At 70.9% G+C, this 18234-nt stretch carries 13 protein-coding genes; 9 read left to right on the top strand and 4 right to left on the bottom strand.

The features are described 5' to 3' along the window. On the top strand, positions 1–431 hold a 431-nt coding region (locus tag ACWEPL_RS33510), incomplete at its 5' end, for a substrate-binding domain-containing protein (RefSeq protein WP_452438553.1). A gap of 107 nt (positions 432–538) precedes the next feature. Next, a complete protein-coding gene (locus ACWEPL_RS33505; protein ID WP_452438552.1) occupies positions 539–1714 on the top strand; it encodes a hypothetical protein in 1176 nt (391 codons plus the stop codon). A 59-nt stretch (positions 1715–1773) separates the two neighbouring features. Here ACWEPL_RS33505 and ACWEPL_RS33500 read toward each other — a convergent pair whose 3' ends face one another. From ACWEPL_RS33500 to ACWEPL_RS33490, 3 genes are all read right to left on the bottom strand, one after another. Continuing rightward, positions 1774–3216, bottom strand: coding sequence for a sulfatase family protein (locus tag ACWEPL_RS33500; protein WP_363971770.1), 1443 nt, complete (start codon positions 3214–3216; stop codon positions 1774–1776). A 230-nt stretch (positions 3217–3446) separates the two neighbouring features. Then, positions 3447–4907, bottom strand: a complete 1461-nt coding sequence (locus ACWEPL_RS33495; RefSeq protein ID WP_452438551.1) for a sulfatase-like hydrolase/transferase — start codon at positions 4905–4907, stop codon at positions 3447–3449. 17 nt (positions 4908–4924) lie between these two features. After that, a complete protein-coding gene (locus ACWEPL_RS33490; protein WP_452438550.1) occupies positions 4925–6385 on the bottom strand; it encodes an ABC transporter substrate-binding protein in 1461 nt (486 codons plus the stop codon). A gap of 145 nt (positions 6386–6530) precedes the next feature. Between ACWEPL_RS33490 and ACWEPL_RS33485 the strand changes: the two genes are divergently transcribed. From ACWEPL_RS33485 to ACWEPL_RS33465, 5 genes are read left to right on the top strand one after another with little or no spacing between them, the layout of a single operon-like run. After that, positions 6531–7583: a LacI family DNA-binding transcriptional regulator gene (locus ACWEPL_RS33485; RefSeq protein WP_452438549.1), complete on the top strand. Its 1053-nt coding sequence runs from the start codon at positions 6531–6533 to the stop codon at positions 7581–7583. Further along, positions 7580–8506 carry a carbohydrate ABC transporter permease gene (locus ACWEPL_RS33480; protein ID WP_363971762.1) on the top strand — a complete coding sequence of 309 codons (927 nt, stop codon included), beginning with the start codon at positions 7580–7582 and terminating at the stop codon, positions 8504–8506. Before ACWEPL_RS33485 ends, ACWEPL_RS33480 begins: the two co-directional genes overlap by 4 nt. Beyond that, the gene (locus ACWEPL_RS33475; RefSeq protein WP_452438548.1) at positions 8503–9381 is read left to right on the top strand and encodes a carbohydrate ABC transporter permease; all 879 of its coding nucleotides are present in this window, start codon (positions 8503–8505) and stop codon (positions 9379–9381) included. Before ACWEPL_RS33480 ends, ACWEPL_RS33475 begins: the two co-directional genes overlap by 4 nt. Before the next feature lie 22 nt (positions 9382–9403). Beyond that, positions 9404–11218, top strand: coding sequence for a glycoside hydrolase family 2 protein (locus ACWEPL_RS33470; protein ID WP_452438547.1), 1815 nt, complete (start codon positions 9404–9406; stop codon positions 11216–11218). Then, on the top strand, positions 11212–11598 hold the full coding sequence (locus tag ACWEPL_RS33465) for a hypothetical protein (protein ID WP_452438546.1): 387 nt from the start codon (positions 11212–11214) through the stop codon (positions 11596–11598). Before ACWEPL_RS33470 ends, ACWEPL_RS33465 begins: the two co-directional genes overlap by 7 nt. A gap of 418 nt (positions 11599–12016) precedes the next feature. Here ACWEPL_RS33465 and ACWEPL_RS33460 read toward each other — a convergent pair whose 3' ends face one another. After that, positions 12017–13108: a glycoside hydrolase family 43 protein gene (locus tag ACWEPL_RS33460; RefSeq protein ID WP_452438545.1), complete on the bottom strand. Its 1092-nt coding sequence runs from the start codon at positions 13106–13108 to the stop codon at positions 12017–12019. Positions 13109–13706: 598 nt separating this feature from the next. Here ACWEPL_RS33460 and ACWEPL_RS33455 point away from each other — a divergent pair. Further along, positions 13707–14033 carry a hypothetical protein gene (locus ACWEPL_RS33455; RefSeq protein ID WP_350734145.1) on the top strand — a complete coding sequence of 109 codons (327 nt, stop codon included), beginning with the start codon at positions 13707–13709 and terminating at the stop codon, positions 14031–14033. Between the two features lie 695 nt (positions 14034–14728). Continuing rightward, positions 14729–18220: a WD40 repeat domain-containing serine/threonine protein kinase gene (locus tag ACWEPL_RS33450; RefSeq protein WP_452438583.1), complete on the top strand. Its 3492-nt coding sequence runs from the start codon at positions 14729–14731 to the stop codon at positions 18218–18220. Positions 18221–18234: the final 14 nt, after the last annotated feature.

The following is an 18234-nucleotide window of genomic DNA, read 5'->3' as shown; positions in this document are numbered from 1 at the left end:
GGCGCCGGGCCGCGTGGCAGCGGCTGCTGAAGCGGTCGGGCCGCGCCGTCCCGCCGCCCGTCGTCGGCGACTGGTCCCCGCAGTCGGGGTACGACGCCGCCCGCCGCCTGCTGGCCGACGACGACGTGACCGCCGTCTTCGCCGCCAACGACCAGATGGCCGTTGGCGTCCTGCAAGCGGCGGCCGAGCTGGGCCGCAAGGTGCCGGACGACCTGAGTGTGGTCGGCTTCGACGACCTCGACTTCGCGCCGTTCCTCATCCCGCCGCTGACGACCGTCCGCCAGGACCTCGCCACGGTGGGCCGCCGCTGTCTCGAGCACCTGATCACGCAGATCGAGGCCCCGCAGAAGGTCGAGGCGTCCGCTCCCGCCAGCAGGTTCGTCCGGCCGGAGCTGGTGGTGCGGGCCTCCACCGCGCCGCCGCGCCGCTGACCTCACCGCCACCGCCCAGGCCGTTGACAGGCCGCTCAGGTTAGCGCAAACATGAATGTGCTGAGCTGAACAACGCATCGGCCTTCCCTTCCGAGAAAGCAGGTCACATGCTGCGCCGACTGCCGATCATCGCCTTAACCGCGGTTCTCGCCGTCTCGTCCCTCACCCACCCCGCCGCGGCGGAAGGAGCCGAATCCGTGCCCGACGCCAAGCCGCTCGCCCGCGCGTACGGCGCTCTGGGCGCCAACTTCAACCAGAACCTCGACGCCCTCGACTACCGGGAACTTCGCGAGGCCCGCGCCCGCTGGGTCCGCGGGTTCTTCCCGATGCCCGCCGCCGACAAGGGCGACCCCGCCGAGCACTTCGCGATCAGCACCATCACCAAGGCGGCGGCGCGCGGCTACGACACCGTCCTCAGCCTGAAGTTCCCCTACGACGCGGCGTCCTTCCCCGCGCCGGGCAGCCCCAGGATGGCCGCGGAGCTGGCCCGGCTGGACAAGGTGCTGCCCACGGTGATGGGCAAGGTGGACATCCTCACGATCGGCAACGAGCCCTTCATCGAGAGTCTGCCCGCTGAACGTGACCAGCGGCTCAACGAGTTCTACGAGACCGTCGCCCGGCACGTGATCGACTACCGGCGTGAGCGGTGCGGCGCCGACTGCGGCACCGCGCTCTACATGGGCGCGCTGAACCGGCTCGACCTGCCGGACCGCCGCACGCCGGCGGCCGAGCGCTGGATGACCTTCGTACGCCAGACGCCGGAGATCGAGGGCGTGGACATCCACCCGCACATCCCCGCGCCGGAGAACGCGCAGCCGTTCCTGGACTACATCCTGCCGAGGATGCGCCCCGACCAGACGTTCCTGGTCACCGAGTTCTCTCTCGTCTGGTACTGGCAGCAGCACCTGAAGGACCCGGTCGCGGCCACGTTCGCCCAGAAGTACGGCTTCCCCTCCGGCACGCTGGTATGGCAGGTCATCAAGGCCGCCATCGACAAGCCGTTCAGCGAGCGGAAGTGGGACGACTTCCTGGCCGGCAGCCCGTGGTTCACCAGCCAGTCGGGCTTCCTGCGCGACCAGATGAAGCTGTACCGGGGCACCGGGCGGCTGGCGGTCGCCACGTACGCCTTCAAGCAGGACGACCTGATGGTCGAGAACTTCGGCCCTGGCAAGGCCCCGTGGCTGCTCAACAGCGTGTACGCCCCGTACACCGTGCAGCCCCGCGGCGCCCTGTCGGGGCGCGGCTACTGGCTCGACGCCTTCCGCGCGCTGCAGCGCCACTGACCAGTTCGCGCCGGCCGCCGCCAACCGCGGCGGCCGGGCTCGCCGGCGCGCTCGTGGGATCACCAGTGCGCCGTCCGCGGCTGGCTACGATCTTCGGTGGCGACCAGGACGTCGAGCAGCAGCTCCTGCAGCTCGGCCCGGACCGCCGCATGAGCCGGGTCGTCCCACAGGTTGTCCAGCTCCATCGTGTCGGTCTCCAGGTCGTACAGCTCGCCGGAGCGCGCTCGGGTCGTGGACGGCGCGCCATGGTAGACGACGACCTTCCAGCGGTCGTGCCTGAGCATCGTGGTGTGCACGGGCTCCTCGTACGGGTGGCCGCTGTTGCGGTACTCGCACAGCGCCCAGTCCCTTGCCGGCGCGTCCTGCTCGCCGCGGGCCGGCGGCAGGAGGTTCAGCCCCTGCCCGCGGGGGAGTGGCGGTGCGCCCGCGGCCGCGAGGAACGTCGTCGCCAGGTCGATCCACTGGACCAGCCCGGCCCGCCGCTCGCCGGCGGGCAACCCGGCGGGCCAGCGCATGACGAGCGGCACGCGGACGGCGCACTCGTACATCATCGGCCCCTTCAGCATGAGCTGGTGATCACCGAGCATCTCGCCGTGGTCGCTGGTGAAGACGACCAGCGTGTCCTCGGCCAGGCCCGCCTCGTCGAGGGCGGCGAGAATCCGGCCGACCTCGTCGTCGACGAGACTCACCATCGCGTAGTAGTTGACCCTGACGTCGTGGAGCTCGGATTCCGTGTACTCCGTGTAGCCGCGTGCGTGGCCGGCGTAGGAGCGGTGCGAGGCCTCGGTCTGCACGGGCGGCTTGCCGGCGAGCTCCTGGTCCCGGGTGACCGGACGCCGCAGAGCCTTTCCACGGTAACGATCGACGTACTCCTTCGGCGCGCCGAACCCGTGGTGCGGGTCGAAGAAGTTGGCCACGAAGAAGAACGGCTTGTCCGCGTCGCGCGAGCGCCGCAGGTAGTCGATGGTCTCGTCGCCGATCCACCGGCTGTAGTGGAACTCCGTGGGAAGCGTGTCGAAGCCGGTCCCGGAATCGGCCTGGGCGGCGGCCTCGTACAGGTCCGGCCGTACGGCCCGCAGCCACCGGTGGTAGGCGTTCTCGGACGATCCGACGTAAGGGTCGTGTGCCCACCGGAACACGCGGAAGCCGTCGTCCAGCCGCGGTTCGAGCCGGCCGCCGAAGCACGCCCCGCCGACGTGGAACTTCCCGGCCAGGCCGCAGTCGTAGCCGTGGTCGGCCAGGGTGCGCGAGAACAGGTGCTCGTGCGCGGGCAGCCCTACGCCGTTCGCCCAGGCGCCGTGCGCGTGAACGTAGCGGCCCGACATCAGGCTGGCGCGGGAGGGGCCGCAGACCGGGCTCTGTACGTAGCAGTTCTCGAAGAGCACGCCCTGGGCCGCCAGCCGGTCGAGGTTGGGCGTGTCGATCTCGTCGTTGCCGTAGGCGCCCATCGCGTCGAAGCGCTGCTGGTCGGTGCAGATGAGCAGGATGTTCGGTTGATTCATGTCTCTCATTCGAGGTCAGGACTTCACGGCCCCGGCGACGCCTTCGACGAAGTAGCGCTGGAGCGCGAGGAATCGTCGCGACGGCCGAACGTCGTCATGGAGGTCCTCTCCTCGCCGGAACTGAGGGGCCAAGTCCCAAGGCGAACGTTCGCGTCCGGAGGCACCTCGCCGGAGGATGTCGTGCTCCCCGTGTCCATGGTCTACCGCGCCTCCACCGCCTCCGCGCCGGCCTAGTGCCAGTTGTGTGGCGCGCGTTTGAGGGTGTAGACCGCCTCCGGCAGGTCGTCCCGGACGCGGATCATCCAGCGGGCGAGATCGGTGGTGAGGGCGGCGCGGATCTCGGCGAGCGCGGGATCGTCGTACCGGTTGTCCAGCTCCGCCGGGTCGGCGTCCAGGTCGTAGAGCTCGCCGGCGCCGCGCTCGTCCAGGAGCAGCTTCCACTGTTCGCGCCGGAGCATCACCGTCGTGCCGGACTGGGTGACGGTGTTGAGCTCGTCGAAGGTCCGGCCCTCGTACGGGAAGTGCAACGGCGGGCGCTCGTCGACGTCGTAGGACAGCCCGCCGAACCCGCGTTCGCCGTATCCGCTGGCGAACTCCTCGGCAGGATACGGAGCCCCGGTGAGCAGGGGCCACAGGCTACGGCCCTGGACGCCGGGCGGGATCTCGACGTCGATCGCGTCGCAGATCGTCGGGAACAGATCGGCGAGCGAGACGAAGTCGGTGCGGTTGTCCACGGCCCGCACGCCCGGCCCGGCGACGGCGAACGGGATGCGCATCAGGCACTCGGGCATGCCCGCGCCCTTGCGCTGCAGCCCGTAGTCCCCGACGTAGTCGCCGTGGTCGGCGACGAAGAGCACCAGCGTGTCCGCGTCCCGCCCGCGTTCGCGCAGGTGCGCGAAGAACCGTTGGAGCTGGTCGTCGATCAGCCGGAGCATGCCGCAGTAGTTGGCACGGTAGCGCCGCCACTCGGCGTCGTACCCGGGCCGCTTCTCCTCGATCAGCCTGCGCAGCCAGGTGTAGGTGCCGCCCTTGCGCGCGGCGCCCTCGGGCCCGGCCAGCCGGTCGGGCACCTGGTCCGGCCCGAAGAGGCTGAAGTACGGCTCCGGGACCTGGTACGGATTGTGCGGTTCCGGGAACGACAGCCAGGCGAAGAACGGCCGGTCGCCGGGCGTCCGGTCGATGGCGCTGATCGCGTCGGAGACGATCCGGTGCGGGAACTGGCACTCCAGCGGGAACGGTGTCGGCTCGTGGCTGACCGAGTGGTCGAGCGCGCCGAGCCACTGCTCGAACCGCGCCTGGTCGGCGGTCGCCGCGCCGGCCGGGCCGCGGTTGTGCCAGTACGGTGCGGCGAAGGTGTCGAAGTCGTCGGGCTTGCGGTGGAAGTGCGTCTTGCCCGCCAGGTGCAGCGCGTAGCCGGCGTCGCGGAGCACGTCCACCAGGTCGGAGCCGCGCAGCACGTGCTGCGCCGCGCTGTTCTGCCGGACCCGGTGCGCGGACGGGTAGCGTCCGGTGAGCAGGCTGACCCGGGCGGGCACGCACAGCGGGGACGTGGTGTGCGCCCGCTGGAACCGCGTGCCGCCGCTCATCAGCTCGTCGAGGAAGGGCATGGTGTCCAGGGGGAAGCCGCTCGCGGCGGTCCAGCCGGCACGCTGCTGGTCGGTCATGATCAGCACGATGTTCGGTCGGTTCACGGGATGAGCCCCCATCGCTAGCGCTCGGCGTACATGGGCTTGAGGTAGTCCGCCCGCGGCTTCCAGTTGGGGAAGGCGTAGTCGTCCAGGCCGACCTTCGCGCCCTTGCCCTTGGCCGCCGCGATCGCCGCGTCCCGTTCCTTGGCGCTGTCGCTGGACAGCTTGGTCAGTGCCGCGCGGACGTCGGTGACGTCGCCGCTGAACGCGCCCTGGACGATGTCCCCGAGGGTGGGGGTGACCGGCTTGGACTCGATCTGGACCCGCTGGACGTCCTTGTTCCCGGCGACCGGAGTGGGGGCGAGGTAGACGCTCTCCTTGAACCAGGAGATCAGCTTCTTGTAGGCGGGGTGCGCTTGGGACTGTTCGACGACGGCGATGTCGCGGGGTGGCTGCGACATGGTCTCGGCGACCCGGCGCGAGTAGTCCTCCGTGGTGAAGTAGTCGCCGAGCAGTTTGTTCGCCGCCGCGGCGTGCTTGCTTCCGGGCGACAGCCAGTATTCGCCGGGCTGCGGCACATGGTAGGTGGCCACGGTGTCGCCCGCGTCGGGCACCAGGATCGGCCCCACGCCGAGCTTGTCCGCGAAGTCGGGCGTGCTCTGCAGCGCCACGCCGGGGCACCACGGGCCGTCGAAGTAGTACGCCGCCACCCCGGCGGTCCACCGGGCGCGCGCCACGTCGTCGGTCCAGGAGTTCGCCCCCGGCACCAGCAGCTTGTCCCGGCTCAGCGACACCAGGAACTCGATCACGTCGAGGTACTCGTCGGCGTGGAAGGCGTACTCGCCGGTGGCGTACCGCAGGCCGAGGCCGCCCTCGAACCCGGCCGCCTGCGCCAGGTCGTGGACCTGCTCGCCGAGCCGCTGCGGCATGCCGACGTTCCACACCCAGCCGTACGACTGGCCGCCGCTCTTGCTCTGCACCGTCCGGGCCGCGGCCCGGAACTCGTCGTAGGTCTTGGGCGGGGCCTGCGGGTCCAGCCCGGCGCGCGCGACCAGCTCCGTGTTGAACCACGACGCCGCGACGTAGACCTGGTGGCTGAAGACGGGAAACGCGTAGATCTTGCCGTCGAAGACGTGCAGGCCCTCGATGAGCGAGTCCTTGACCCGGGCCGTCGCCTCGTCGCCGAGGTCCAGCGGCTGCGCCCATCCGGCGGCGATGAGCGCCGCGGGCGGCACGTTGTTGAGGCCGGCGTTGGAGTGGACGTCCGGCAGCTGGTTGCTCTGTTTGGCCAGTTGCAGCGCCTGGCCCATCTTCGCGGGGTTGTAGTACGTGTACTGGACGGGGACGCCGCCGGCGCTCTTGGCGAATTTGGCGAAGATGTCCGCTTTCGCCTTCTGCAGCTGGTTCTGGTGGTCCCACCAGGTCAGCGACCCGCCCGCGGTACCGCCACCGCCTCCGCCGCCACCGCACGCGCCGGTCGCCGCCACGGCGGCCAGGGTGCCTGCTGCGGAGAGGAATCCCCGCCGAGTCATCGCGGTCATCGGTCCTGCCTCCCACCGGCGGCTGTGAACGTCGCGTAAAAATGTTGCCGCGCGGCAAATTCATTCTTGCCACGCGGCATGCCGCGCGGCAAGACTCTTCTATGAACTCAATGTCATCGGCTTCCACCGGAGGATGTGAACGACCGTGGTGACACAACGTGATGTTGCGCGGCTGGCCGGAGTCTCCGTACGGACCGTCTCCAACGTCGTGAACAACTTCGCCTACGTGTCGGAGGAGACCCGCGCCCAGGTCCAGCGCGCCCTGGACGAACTCGACTACCGGCCCAACGTCGCGGCGCGCAGCCTGAACCGGGGGCGGTCGAACCTGCTGGCCCTCGTGCTGCCGCTGGACGTGCCGTACTTCACCGAACTGGCCGCCCACGTGGTGGATCGGGCCGAGGAACGCGGGTACACGGTGCTCATCGACCGCACCGAGGGGGTGGCCGAACGGGAGCGGCAGATCGTCATGCGGCGGGACCGGTCGGCCCTCTTCGACGGGTTCATCTTCAGCCCGCTCGGCCTGACCGAGGACGAGCTGCGTCGCTGGGCCGGCAACTGCCCGACGGTGATGCTGGGCGAGATGCGGGTGGAGGGCATGGATCACGTCGCCATCGACGACACCGCCGCGGCCCGCAGCGCCACCGCGCACCTGATCTCGCTGGGCCGCACCCGGATCGCCGCCATCGGCGTGCCCCACCTGCCGCGCTCGGAGACCGCCGCGGCGCGGAGGCAGACCTCGGCGCACCGGTCCGACGGGTACGAGCAGGCGCTGGCCGAGGCGGGGCTGCCGCTCCGGCCCGAGCTCACCGTACGGGTGCGGCGCTACCAGCGCGAAGACGGCCGGCGCGCGATGGACCAGCTGCTCGATCTGGCGGAGCCGCCGGACGCGGTGTTCTGCTACAACGACCTGCTCGCCATCGGGGCGCTGCGGGCGGTGGTGTCCCGGGGGCTGCGGGTGCCCGAGGACGTCGCCGTCGTCGGGTTCGACGGCATCGAGGAGGGCCGGTTCGCCAATCCGGCGCTCACCACCATCGCGCCCGACAAGAAGCGGATCGCCGAGCTCGCCGTGACCCGCCTGCTGGAGCGCGTCGAGGGAGACCAGGGCCCGCCCGTCCATCTGGAGGCGCCCTGGCGGCTGGTGGTCGACCAGAGCACCACCGGCGGCACCGGGCAGGGCGCTCCGGAGACGCGCGGATGACGGTCGCACTCCCCGCCGCGCCGGGAACGCGACCGCGCGGCACCGCGTACGTCTGGCTGTTCCTGGCCCCGACCGTGCTGCTGTACGGCGCCTTCACCGTCTACCCGATCATCGGCAGCTACGCGTACTCGCTCACCGACTGGAACGGGTTCGACACGGGCCGGACGTTCATCGGCGTGGCCAACTACCGCGAGGTCCTCGCCGACCCGATGTTCTGGAGCTCGTTCCGGCTGACGCTGACGTTCATGGTCTGCGCGGTGCCGCTCCAGGTGCTGGTCACCCTGCTGGTCGCGATCCTGCTCAACTCGCCCCGCATGCCGCTGCGCAAGCTGTTCCGCACCGCGCTGTTCCTGCCGGTGGTCACCACCACGGCGATCGTCGGCGTCGTCATGCAGTTCGTCTTCGACCCGGCCAGCGGCCCGGTGAACCTCGCGTTACGCGAGGCCGGCCTGGTGACGGACGGCATCGACTTCCTCGGCCAGTCGTCGACGGCGCTGGGCACGACGATCGCCGTGTACGTGTGGAAGTGGTTCGGGATCACCCTGGTCTACTGGCTGGCCGCGTTGCAGACGGTGCCGAACGAGGTGTACGAGGCGGCACGCCTCGACGGCGCCGGCGCGCCCGCGATCCTGCGGCACATCACCCTGCCCCTGCTCAAGCCCTTCCTGGTCATCATCACGCTGCTGTCGATCGAGGCGTCGTTGCAGGTCTTCGACCTCGTCCTGACCATGACCGGCGGCGGCCCGTTCTACTCGACAGAGGTGATCGAGGTCTACATCTACCGGTGGGCCTTCGCCGCCACCATCCCCCGCCTCGGGTACGCCTCCGCGGCCGCCGTGCTGTTCGGCCTGTTCGTCTGCCTCGTCGGCATCCTGCAACTGCTCGCGGTTCGCGCCGCCCGGCGGACCAGGAGGGCGGCATGAGCACGGTCGCGCAGACCCGCCCCCGCCCGCGCCGGACCTGGAGCGCGACGCTGCGCCGGCTGCCCTGGTGGCTGGCCGCCGCCGCGCTCGCCATCGGCTGCCTGCTGTGGATCTACCCGTTCCTGTGGATGGTCTCCGCGTCGCTGAAGACGTCGGCGGAGGTGTTCACCCAAGGGCTCGGCCTGCTGCCCGACAACCCGGCATGGGAGAACTACGAGCGCGCGTGGAGCAGCGCGCAGTTCGGGAAGTACCTGCTCAACACCGTGATCGTCACGGTGAGCACGGTCGTGGTGGTGCTCATCCGGTGCGCCATGGCCGGCTACGTCCTGGCCCGCCACGACTTCCGCGGGCGCCGGATCGTCATGGGCGTCCTGGTCGCCACGCTGTTCGTCCCGGCCGGATACACCATCATCCCGCTGGTCGACCTCTCCCAGCGGCTCGGGCTGCTGAACTCGCTGACGGGCATGATCGTGGCGATGTCGGGGGCCGCGAACGTGTCGGCGATCCTGCTCTACGCCGGATACTTCCGCGGCATCCCCAAGGAACTGTCCGAAAGCGCGCTCATCGACGGCGCCGGGTTCCTGACCGTCTTCTTCCGCATCATGCTGCCGCTGGCCAAGCCGGTGACGGCCACGGTCACCGTGCTCACCTTCCTGAACACCTGGAACGCGTTCTTCCTGCCGCTGGTCTTCACGTTCTCCCGGCCCGACCTGCGCACCGTCAGCGTCGGCATGCTGGCGTTCGTCGGCGAGAACACCACCGACTGGTCCGGCATGGCCGCCGCGGCGACGATCTCGCTGCTGCCCGTGGTCGCACTGTTCGTCGTCCTGCAGCGGTACTTCGTCGAGGGCATCGCCGGTGCCGTCAAATCCTGAATCCCCGGAGAAAGCGAGTCTTGTGAACACCGTCATTCCCCGTCCCGAGTACCCGCGTCCGCAGTTCGTCCGCCCCGCATGGCGGTGCCTCAACGGAACCTGGCAGTTCGAGAGGGACCCCGGCGACTCCGGGTTGGAGCGGGGCCTGCTCGACCGGGATCTGACCGGCGAGATCGTCGTGCCGTTCTGCCCGGAGGCGTCGCTGTCCGGCGTCGGCGATCCGGACTTCCACCCGGCCGTCTGGTACCGCCGTACCGTCCGGGTGCCGCAGGACTGGGCCGGGCAGCGGGTGCTGCTGCACTTCCAGGCGGTGGACCACGACACCACGGTGTGGGTGGACGGCGTCGAGTCCTGCCGGCACCGGGGCGGGTTCACCCCGTTCACCTGCGATCTGACCGCGGCGGCCGATCCGGCGCACACGTACACCGTGGTCGTGCGCGCCCGCGACGCCCGCTCCGGCCCGCAGGCGCGCGGCAAGCAGACCACCGACTACGAGGGGCGCGGCGCGCACTACGGGCGCACCACCGGCATCTGGCAGACGGTGTGGTGCGAGCCCGTGCCCGGCACGCACCTCGGCCGGCCGCGGATCACGCCGAACGTCGCGGCCTCCGCGTTCCGCGTCACCGTGCCGGTGTCGGGCGACCGCCCCGGGCACGCCGTCAGGGTGACCGTGTCGGACCAGGCCGGCGACCTCGCGCAGGCGCAGGCTCGCGCCGACCTCGACCTGGCCGCCGAAGTCTGGCTGCCGCTGCCGGACGACCGGGTACGGCTGTGGTCCCCCGAGGACCCGCACCTGTACGACCTGCGCATCGACCTGCTCGACGGCGGCGGCGCCGTGGTCGACACCGCCACCAGCTACGCCGGGCTCCGCTCGGTCGCCATCGACGGGCACGCCGTCCTGCTCAACGGCGAGGTGCGCTACCAGCGGCTCGTGCTCGACCAGGGCTACTACCCCGACGGCCTGATGACCGCGCCCACGGACGAGGCCCTGCGCCGCGACATCGAGCTGGCCGTGGCCGCGGGGTTCAACGGCGCGCGGCTGCACCAGAAGGTGTTCGAGGAGCGGTATCTGTACCACGCCGACCGGGCGGGTTTCCTGGTCTGGGGCGAGTTCGGGGACTGGGGGGCCAACGTCGGCGGGCCGCCCGGCGACAACCAGCAGCCGACCGCGTCGTTCGTGACCCAGTGGCTGGAGGCGGTCGAGCGCGACTACTCCCACCCGAGCATCGTCGGCTGGTGCCCGCTCAACGAGACCTGGCAGCGGCTGCACGACCGGATCACCGTACTCGACGACGTCACCCGGGGCATGTACCTGGCCACGAAGGCGGCCGACCCCACCCGCCCGGTGATCGACGCGTCCGGCTACGCGCACCGGGTCCCCGGCGCCGACGTCTACGACTCGCACTGCTACGAGCAGGATCCCGAGGTGTTCGGCAAGCTGATGGCGGGCCTGGCCGACGGGACGCCGTACGTCAACGCCGATCCCGACGGCACGGCGTGGTCGGTGCCGTACCAGGGGCAGCCGTACTTCTGCAGCGAGTTCGGCGGCATCTGGTGGAATCCGGACGTGCGCTCCGATGAGAGCTCCTGGGGGTACGGCGAGCGCCCCGCCGGCGAGGAGGAGCTCCAGCAGCGGTTCGCCGGCCTGGTCGGGGTCCTGCTGAACGACCCCCGGATGTTCGGCTACTGCTACACGCAGCTCACCGACGTCTTCCAGGAACAGAACGGGATCTATCGCTTCGACCGCTCCAGCAAGCTGGATGTCTCGCGGATCCGCGCGGCACAGCTACGTCCGGCCGCCATCGAGCAGGCGCGATCTGAGGCCGAGGGATGTTAACCGGCGCGAAGAAGCGGCGGGCGTTCGCCGTCGGGCTGGTCACCGTCTTGACGCTCCTGTCCCCGGCCGCCCTCACCCCCGCCGTCGCCCCCGCCGTCGCCCCCGCTGTCGCTTCCGCCGAGCCCGCGCTTGCGGCGGCGGGCCCCGTGCAGGGCGGGACGATCGAGGTACGCGGCCGGGTGGTGGACGCCCGTGACGGCATGCCGATCGCAGGGGCCGGCGTGCACGCCTCGAGGTCCGGGATCACGCGACCGACCCAGGGCCGCGTCGACTTCACCCAGCCCGGTGCGCTGAACGGCTGGCACTACGCCGCGGGCCTGCGCGGCAACGCCGGAACCCAGGCGATCAGCCGCCTCGAAGGCCGCAGCGCCTCCGGCTGAGGAGGGGACCGGTGATCCTGATCGTCACCGGCCCGCTCCCGTCGCGATCCGGTACTGCGCCGCGACCGCCCCGTTGGCCGTCCGGTACGGCCCGGACAACTCGATGGGACCCTCGGCCGAACCCATACTGGCCGGCAACTCCACAACACCGGCACGGCCGGGGAGGTCCCGGCGCGCTCGGCGATGCGCACCAGAAACGGGATCGCCTCAATCGTGCACGGATAGCTGTCACCCTGGTGGTGCGCCGAGCCCTGCATGCCGTCGAGCGCGCTCTCGCGGACGGCGGGATCGGGGGGCCGTCGGGGTGATTCAGGCAACCGCCCGTACGGGAGGCACCGTTCCACACCGACATCGGCTCGGACGCGACGGACCAGTCGAGGCGCTCACCAAGGACGGCAGATCAGGCGTCGTACGTGCGTCATTCGAAGAACTTGAGGCTGTACCCGACGTTGGTGTTAGCGCCGGGCACGTTCGCCCGCCGGTAGGTGGTATTGCTCCACCACACGGCCGTGCCGGTGTACCAGAACCGGTTGGACCACGAGTACGGCGTGCCCTTGGCAACAGCGTGGTACATGGTCGGGAACCGGTTGCCGGACGGCGGGCTGGTGGCGATGTCCCCGCGCTCCAGCACGAACGTGTGGTGACCCGGGCCGTCCACGTGCAGCGTCGGGGTCCAGCCCGCCATCATGTACTCCGCGTACGAGCCGAACAGGCAACCGTTGCTCTTGTACCAGTCCCACACGTTCGTCGGGTCACCACCGGAGCGCAGCCGCAGATCGGCGAGGCAGTACTTGCTGCTCCAACTGCCGTTCGCCGAGTACACGATGTGCAACTGCCCGTTCGGGTCGAGGATCGGCTCGGGGCCCTCGTTGATGAACGGGTTGCCGACGACCCGCTCCCACGGCTCCCGCGGCTGGGAGATGATGTACCGGCCGCCGGTGGCCGTGGTCGGGCTGCTCATCCGGGCGAGGTAGAGGTTCTGCTCGACGTTGGTGTCGCCCGCCCAGCCGGACCACACGAACCAGCGCTGGCCGTTGAAGGTGAACGGCACGCCGTCGATGGCCCACTTGTCGCCGGGCAGGGCGACCTTCGTCGCGGCGGAATAACCGGAATCGGCGGTGGCGGAGCTGATGTGGTACATCCGGTGGGCGGCGCCGCGGCCCGCCGCGAAGTAGATGTGGTAGCGGCCGTCGTGGTGCACGATCTCGGGAGCCCACACCTCACCGAGGTTGCCGGTGTCCATCCACACCTGACGCGGGGACGCGACGGCGATGCCCTCGAGAGTGGTCGCCGTCCGTACAGCGACGCCGCCGTTCACCGACTTGGCCGCGACGTAGAGATCGCCGACCTTGATGACGCTGGGGTCGGCGCCACCCAGCGTGGTGCGGCCGAGAGGCACGGGCTGATCGGCGGGTTCGGCGGTGTCGGCGTTGGCGGGGGAGGCGGGGATGCCGCCGACGGCGGTCAGGGCGAGGGCGATGACCACGAGTCGAAGAGCATGTCTTTTCATAGGGCTCTTTCTACCTACGAGCCGGCCGAAATTTAAAGTAAAGTTTATTAATAGATTAGCGCTCATTCGAGCGGCTCGCCGGAACGGCGCGACGACAAGGCACGCACGGTGTCGGCGCTGGCTTCGGAGAGGTCATGCGGCATATGAGTACTCGTGGAGGACTCCGCCGAGCCGGTCTCGTCGGCGTATGTCCTTGTCTCGATCGCTCATGGGCAGCAGTCGCAGCGCGGCGAAGGAGCATGGCCGATCATCCTGCCGCACGCGCGGCCACGATTCTCGGCATGGACAAAGCAATGCAGCCCCCGGCCGACGCCCGAAGCGCCCAGCCGAAAGGCTTCGTCGCGAAGCTCCCCGCCGACCGTCGCTCCGTCCCGTTCTCCATCGCACTGCACCTGGTGCCCGGCACGGTCATCGTCGCCGTGTACGCGTTCATCGCCGCCCCCTGGTCCCCTCGCGGTTGTGCTCCTCCCGCGCCGGCTGTGGTCATATGCGGGTCCCGTTCCGGGGTCCGGAGGGGCCTGAACGAATCCTCAACATGGACTCAACACAGCCGCACCTACCTTCCTCTCATCAGCCACAACACGAGAGGAAGACGACGATGAGCATCAAGCTTCGTAAGTCGCTCACCGCCCTGGCCATCGGTGGCGCGGCCTCCATCGCCATGCTGACGGCCGCCCCGACCGGTGCCGTCGCCGACACCGCCAAGGCGCAGGGCAACACCCCCGCCTGCGTCGCCATCTGGCAGAAGAGCGGCTGGGTCAACAAGACCGGCTACGCGCGCAACGACTGCGGCGTCCGGATGCGTTACCGCATCGACTGGTCGTATGGGGCCGACGGCCGCTGCTTCACCGTCGACCCCGGCCAGACCATCTCCAGCACCGTGCCCAAGGCGCCGCGCAGGTTCAACGGCGCCAGCTACTGCTAGACGTTGCGGCGGTACTGACCGCCCGCCTCGAAAGCGAGCGCGATCGGGCCGCCAGGGTGTCATGCCGAGGTGTGCTTGATCGCTGTGATGCGGAACGGGATCCGGCGGCAGCGGGTTCGCGTACGCGCGATGCATCTGTCCACGGACGCCTCGAGGAATCGCGGAGCGCTGCCCGACTGGCGGCGGCCGGGAGCGGCCGGAGAGCCGCACGCCCAGGCCGGCCGATCCGCCAGGCAGCGCCCCGCGCCCGCGAGCCGGGCCCGTTCAACCCACGCGACTGCTGGAGATCCACCCGGCTCCGCCGCAAGCGATCGTCATGTTTCGCGGTCGGATGTGTGGAACCCGCGCGGCGCTGCCGGTCCGGCGGGCGCCGTCGCACGGGGCGGATGACCGCGTCCATGACCGCACCAGAGAACACGATCGCGAGCGAGAAGCCAGGATCAGAGAGCCCAACGGCCGGATCAACCGGCCGCAAACGATCATGACGAAGTCGAAGAGCAAGGTAGGCGGTAAGTGCTCCAAAAGGCCCTCCGTTCGGGGCCGTGCGACCAGCCCCAAAGGTCGCCCCCGGTCACCGGCTCGCGCCGAACTTCCCGGCCGGTTGACCGCGACGATCCGTATTTTGCGGCTCGCTGTAGCTTCGGGAGCTCCAGGCCGGTCCGGGAAGACCCCGATCGAGCAGAATGGCGGACTTGATGGTTCCTCTCACTTCTTCCGACCCGCACCGCCTGGGACGGTACTGGCTGGTCGGCCGTCTTGGCGCGGGCGGCCAGGGCGTCGTCTACGAGGCGTACGGCGAGTCGGGCGAGCGGGTCGCGATCAAGGTGCCCAGGTCCGAGGGCGCGCAGGCGCGGACCAGGCTGGCCAAGGAGGCGTCGGCGGCCCAGCGGGTGGCCTCGTTCTGCACTGCCAAGGTGATCGAGGCGCAGGTCGAGGTGGCGCCGCTGTACATCGTCAGCGAGTACGTCGCCGGCCTCAGTCTGCGGCAGGTCGTGGCCGAGTCGGGCCCCTACGAGGGCGACCGGCTGCGCCGCCTGGCCGTCGGCGTGGCGACCGCGCTGACCGCCATCCACCAGGCCGGCATCGTCCACCGCGACCTCAAGCCGGACAACATCATCCTCGGCCCCGACGGCCCTCGGGTGATCGACTTCGGTGTCGCCAGGGAGGTCGGGCCCACCACGAGCGGTCCGGTCATGGGCACGCCGAACTACATGTCGCCGGAGGTGTTCGACGGGCGCGCCGTGACCGAGGCGGCCGATCTGTGGGCGTGGGGCCTGGTCGTGCTGTTCGCGGCCCGGGGGGCTGAGGCGATCGAGCCCGGCGACCCGATGGCGGTCATCGGGCGGTTGCTCGACTTCACGCCGGACGTGGCCGGGCTGCCCGAACCGCTCGGCTCCCTCGTGGCGGCCGCCCTGTCCAGGAACGCCGCCGACCGGCCGGCCGCCAGGCAGGTGCTGCTGCGCCTGCTCGACGACACCATCGCTGCCGGCAGCGTCGCGGCAGGCGCCGCTGAGGAGGACCCGCTGGCGCGCGGTGGCACGCTGGCCGGCACGCTGAAGGGCCGGGCGGAACCGGACCTGGGTGCGATCGCCGAGGAGCTCTACGCCGAGCTCACCGAGACCGAGCGGGCGAGCGTGCCCGAGGTGTTCCTGCGGATGATCGACGGCGACGCGCTCCGGCCGGTCGGCCGGGACGAGCTGCCCGAGACGGCGGCCGTTGACGCGCTGCTCGACGTGTTCGCCGCTGCGGGCATCGTCACGCGGGCCGGGACGGCGTACGCGCTGGCCATGCCGGGCCTGCTGCGCGCCTGGCCCCGGCTGGGTGAGTGGGTGGCGGGCAACAGCGCCGGGCTGCCCGTGCACCGCAGGCTCGCCGCCGCGGCCGCCGAGTGGGACGGCCACGGTCGCAAACCCGCCGACCTGCTGCAGGGCACCCAGTTGGACCGGACCTTGCAGTGGGCGGCCACCGAGCGCAAGGACCTCACGCTCACCCGCCGCGAACGCGACTTCCTCGACGCGGCCGCCAGGCAGTCCCGCCGGCGCTCCAGGACGCGCAACCTGATCGCGGCGGTCCTGGCGGTCCTGCTGGTCGCCGCGCTCGGCGGGCTGGGCGCCGCCGAGTACCTGCGCAGGCAGTCCGACCGGCAGCGCGACGAGGCCCTGGCCAAGGAGCTGGCCCTGCGCGCCGACGGCCTGCGGGAGCAGGAACCGCGGCTGGCCCGGCTGCTGTCCGTGGCCGCCTGGCGGCTCGCGCCCGCGCTGACGGAGACGCGCGGCGCGCTGTACGAGTCGGCCTCCCGGCACACGAGCGACGTCTTCGTCGCCCCGGGCGTCAGCGCCCAGACCACGCAGGCGCTGAGCCCGGACGGCCGGATGCTGGCCTCCGCCGACGGCGGCACGGCCCGGATCTGGGACGTCACGAGCGGGCGGCGGCTGCACGAGTTCTCCGGCCTGCCCCAATCCCCGAACGCGCTCGCTGTGAGCCCTGGCGCCCGCACCCTGGCCGTCCTGGACGACCAGGGGGTGCAACTTTGGGACTCCGCCACGGGCAGACCGCTCGAGGACCGGTTCGGCGCCGAGGCGGGCAACGCGGGCGCGTTCGGGAAGCTGGAGTTCGACCGTACCGGCCGGCTGCTGTCCGTCCCGCACGGGGACGAGGGCGAGCGATGGTGGGACGTCGCCGGGCACAAGTGGCTCACCTCGCCGCGCGGCGCCGTGCTGAACGGCGTCAGCGCGGACGGCCGCTACGGCTTCGTGGCCCGCGGCCGGGACGCGGCCGAGGTGTGGGACCTGCACCGGGGCCGCCTGCTGAAGCTCGACAGGCCGCCCGCCTCCGGCACCGTGTCCGAGGTCAAGTTCACCAGTGACGGCAGCGGGCTGGCGCTCGTCCAGGACGTGCCCGGCCGCGACCAGCCCATGGTCCACGTGTACGACCTGACCTCCGGCACGACCAAATTCGCCGAGGACGGCAAGGCCGGGCAGGAGGTCGACTTCGTCTTCGGCGACGAATTCGTCGCCCAGTGGGACGCCCAGGACGACGAGCTCGTGCTGACGCGCTGGAGCGACTGGTCGACCGTGCTGAAGCTGCCGCTGCCCGGATCCATGCAGGTTCGGTTCGACCTCGCCGCGAAAGCCGTGCGCGGGCTGGACAGCGAAGGGACCGTCTTCACGATCGATGTGTCCATGTTGTTCGACCCGTCGCTCGGCGCCGAGGCGGACAACCTGCAGCCGTCGCCGGACGGCCGCGTCGTGGCGGCCAAACGGGACTACGACCTGACCCTCCTGGACGCGGCGTCCGGCCGCCGCCTGGCGGGCCCGATCACCTGGAAGGGCTGGGGCGAGGCCATGGCGTTCACCTCCGACGGCAGGCGGCTGGCCTACGGGGACGGCGCGCGCGTCCGCGTGCTCGACGTCGCCACGGGGCGGACGGTCGACGACTTCGCGGCCGTCACCAAGGGGACGGAGCAGATCAGCGAGCTCGCCTTCACCCGCGACGGCCGCACGCTGGCCTTCCTGACCAAGTCCTCCAGCGGCGATGAGTGGCTGGAAGTGCGCGACCTCGCGCGCCGGGTGTCCACCTCCACCGGGCAGACCGGCTTCCCGCCGATGAGCGCCGGCGCGGACGGCCGGGTGCTCGTAGCGGGCAACGGGCCGCTCCTGTACGACACGGTGAACAAGATCGCCCTGCCCATCGCGAAGGAGGCCCAGCGGCTCGGCGTCGCCGCCGCCGCCAGTCCCGACGGTAGCCAGGTGGTCTTCGCCGGGTTCAACCGGCTCACCCTGTGGGACCGCGACCTCAAGACCCGCCTCGCCGTCTTCCCGGCCGCACTGGACGGGGCCGAGGCCGTGCCGGTCGCGGCGGTCGCCTGGTCGCCGGACGCGCGCACGATCGCCGTGTACGAGGACGGCCCCCGGATCCGGCTGTGGGACGTGGCCGGCAAGCGGGAGCTGGGCGTCGTGTTCGACGGGCTGACGGATTCGGTCGGCAACAATTCCTGGCTGGGTTTCTCCCCGGACGGCACGAAGATCTACAGCCTGACGTCCGACGGCACGCTGCGCACCCACGAACTCGACGAGCGGCGGCTGGTCACGCAGGTGTGCGCCCGCGCCGGCCGCGCGCTGTCGGCCGAGGAGTGGCGGACCTACCTGGCGGGCATCGAGCCCTTCACGGTGTGCCCCGCCACCTGACCTGCGCGGATGGA

Source organism: Nonomuraea sp. NPDC004186 (assembly GCF_053603495.1).
Note: the sequence above shows the minus strand (reverse complement) of the source record. Positions and strands in the feature narration are given on the sequence as shown.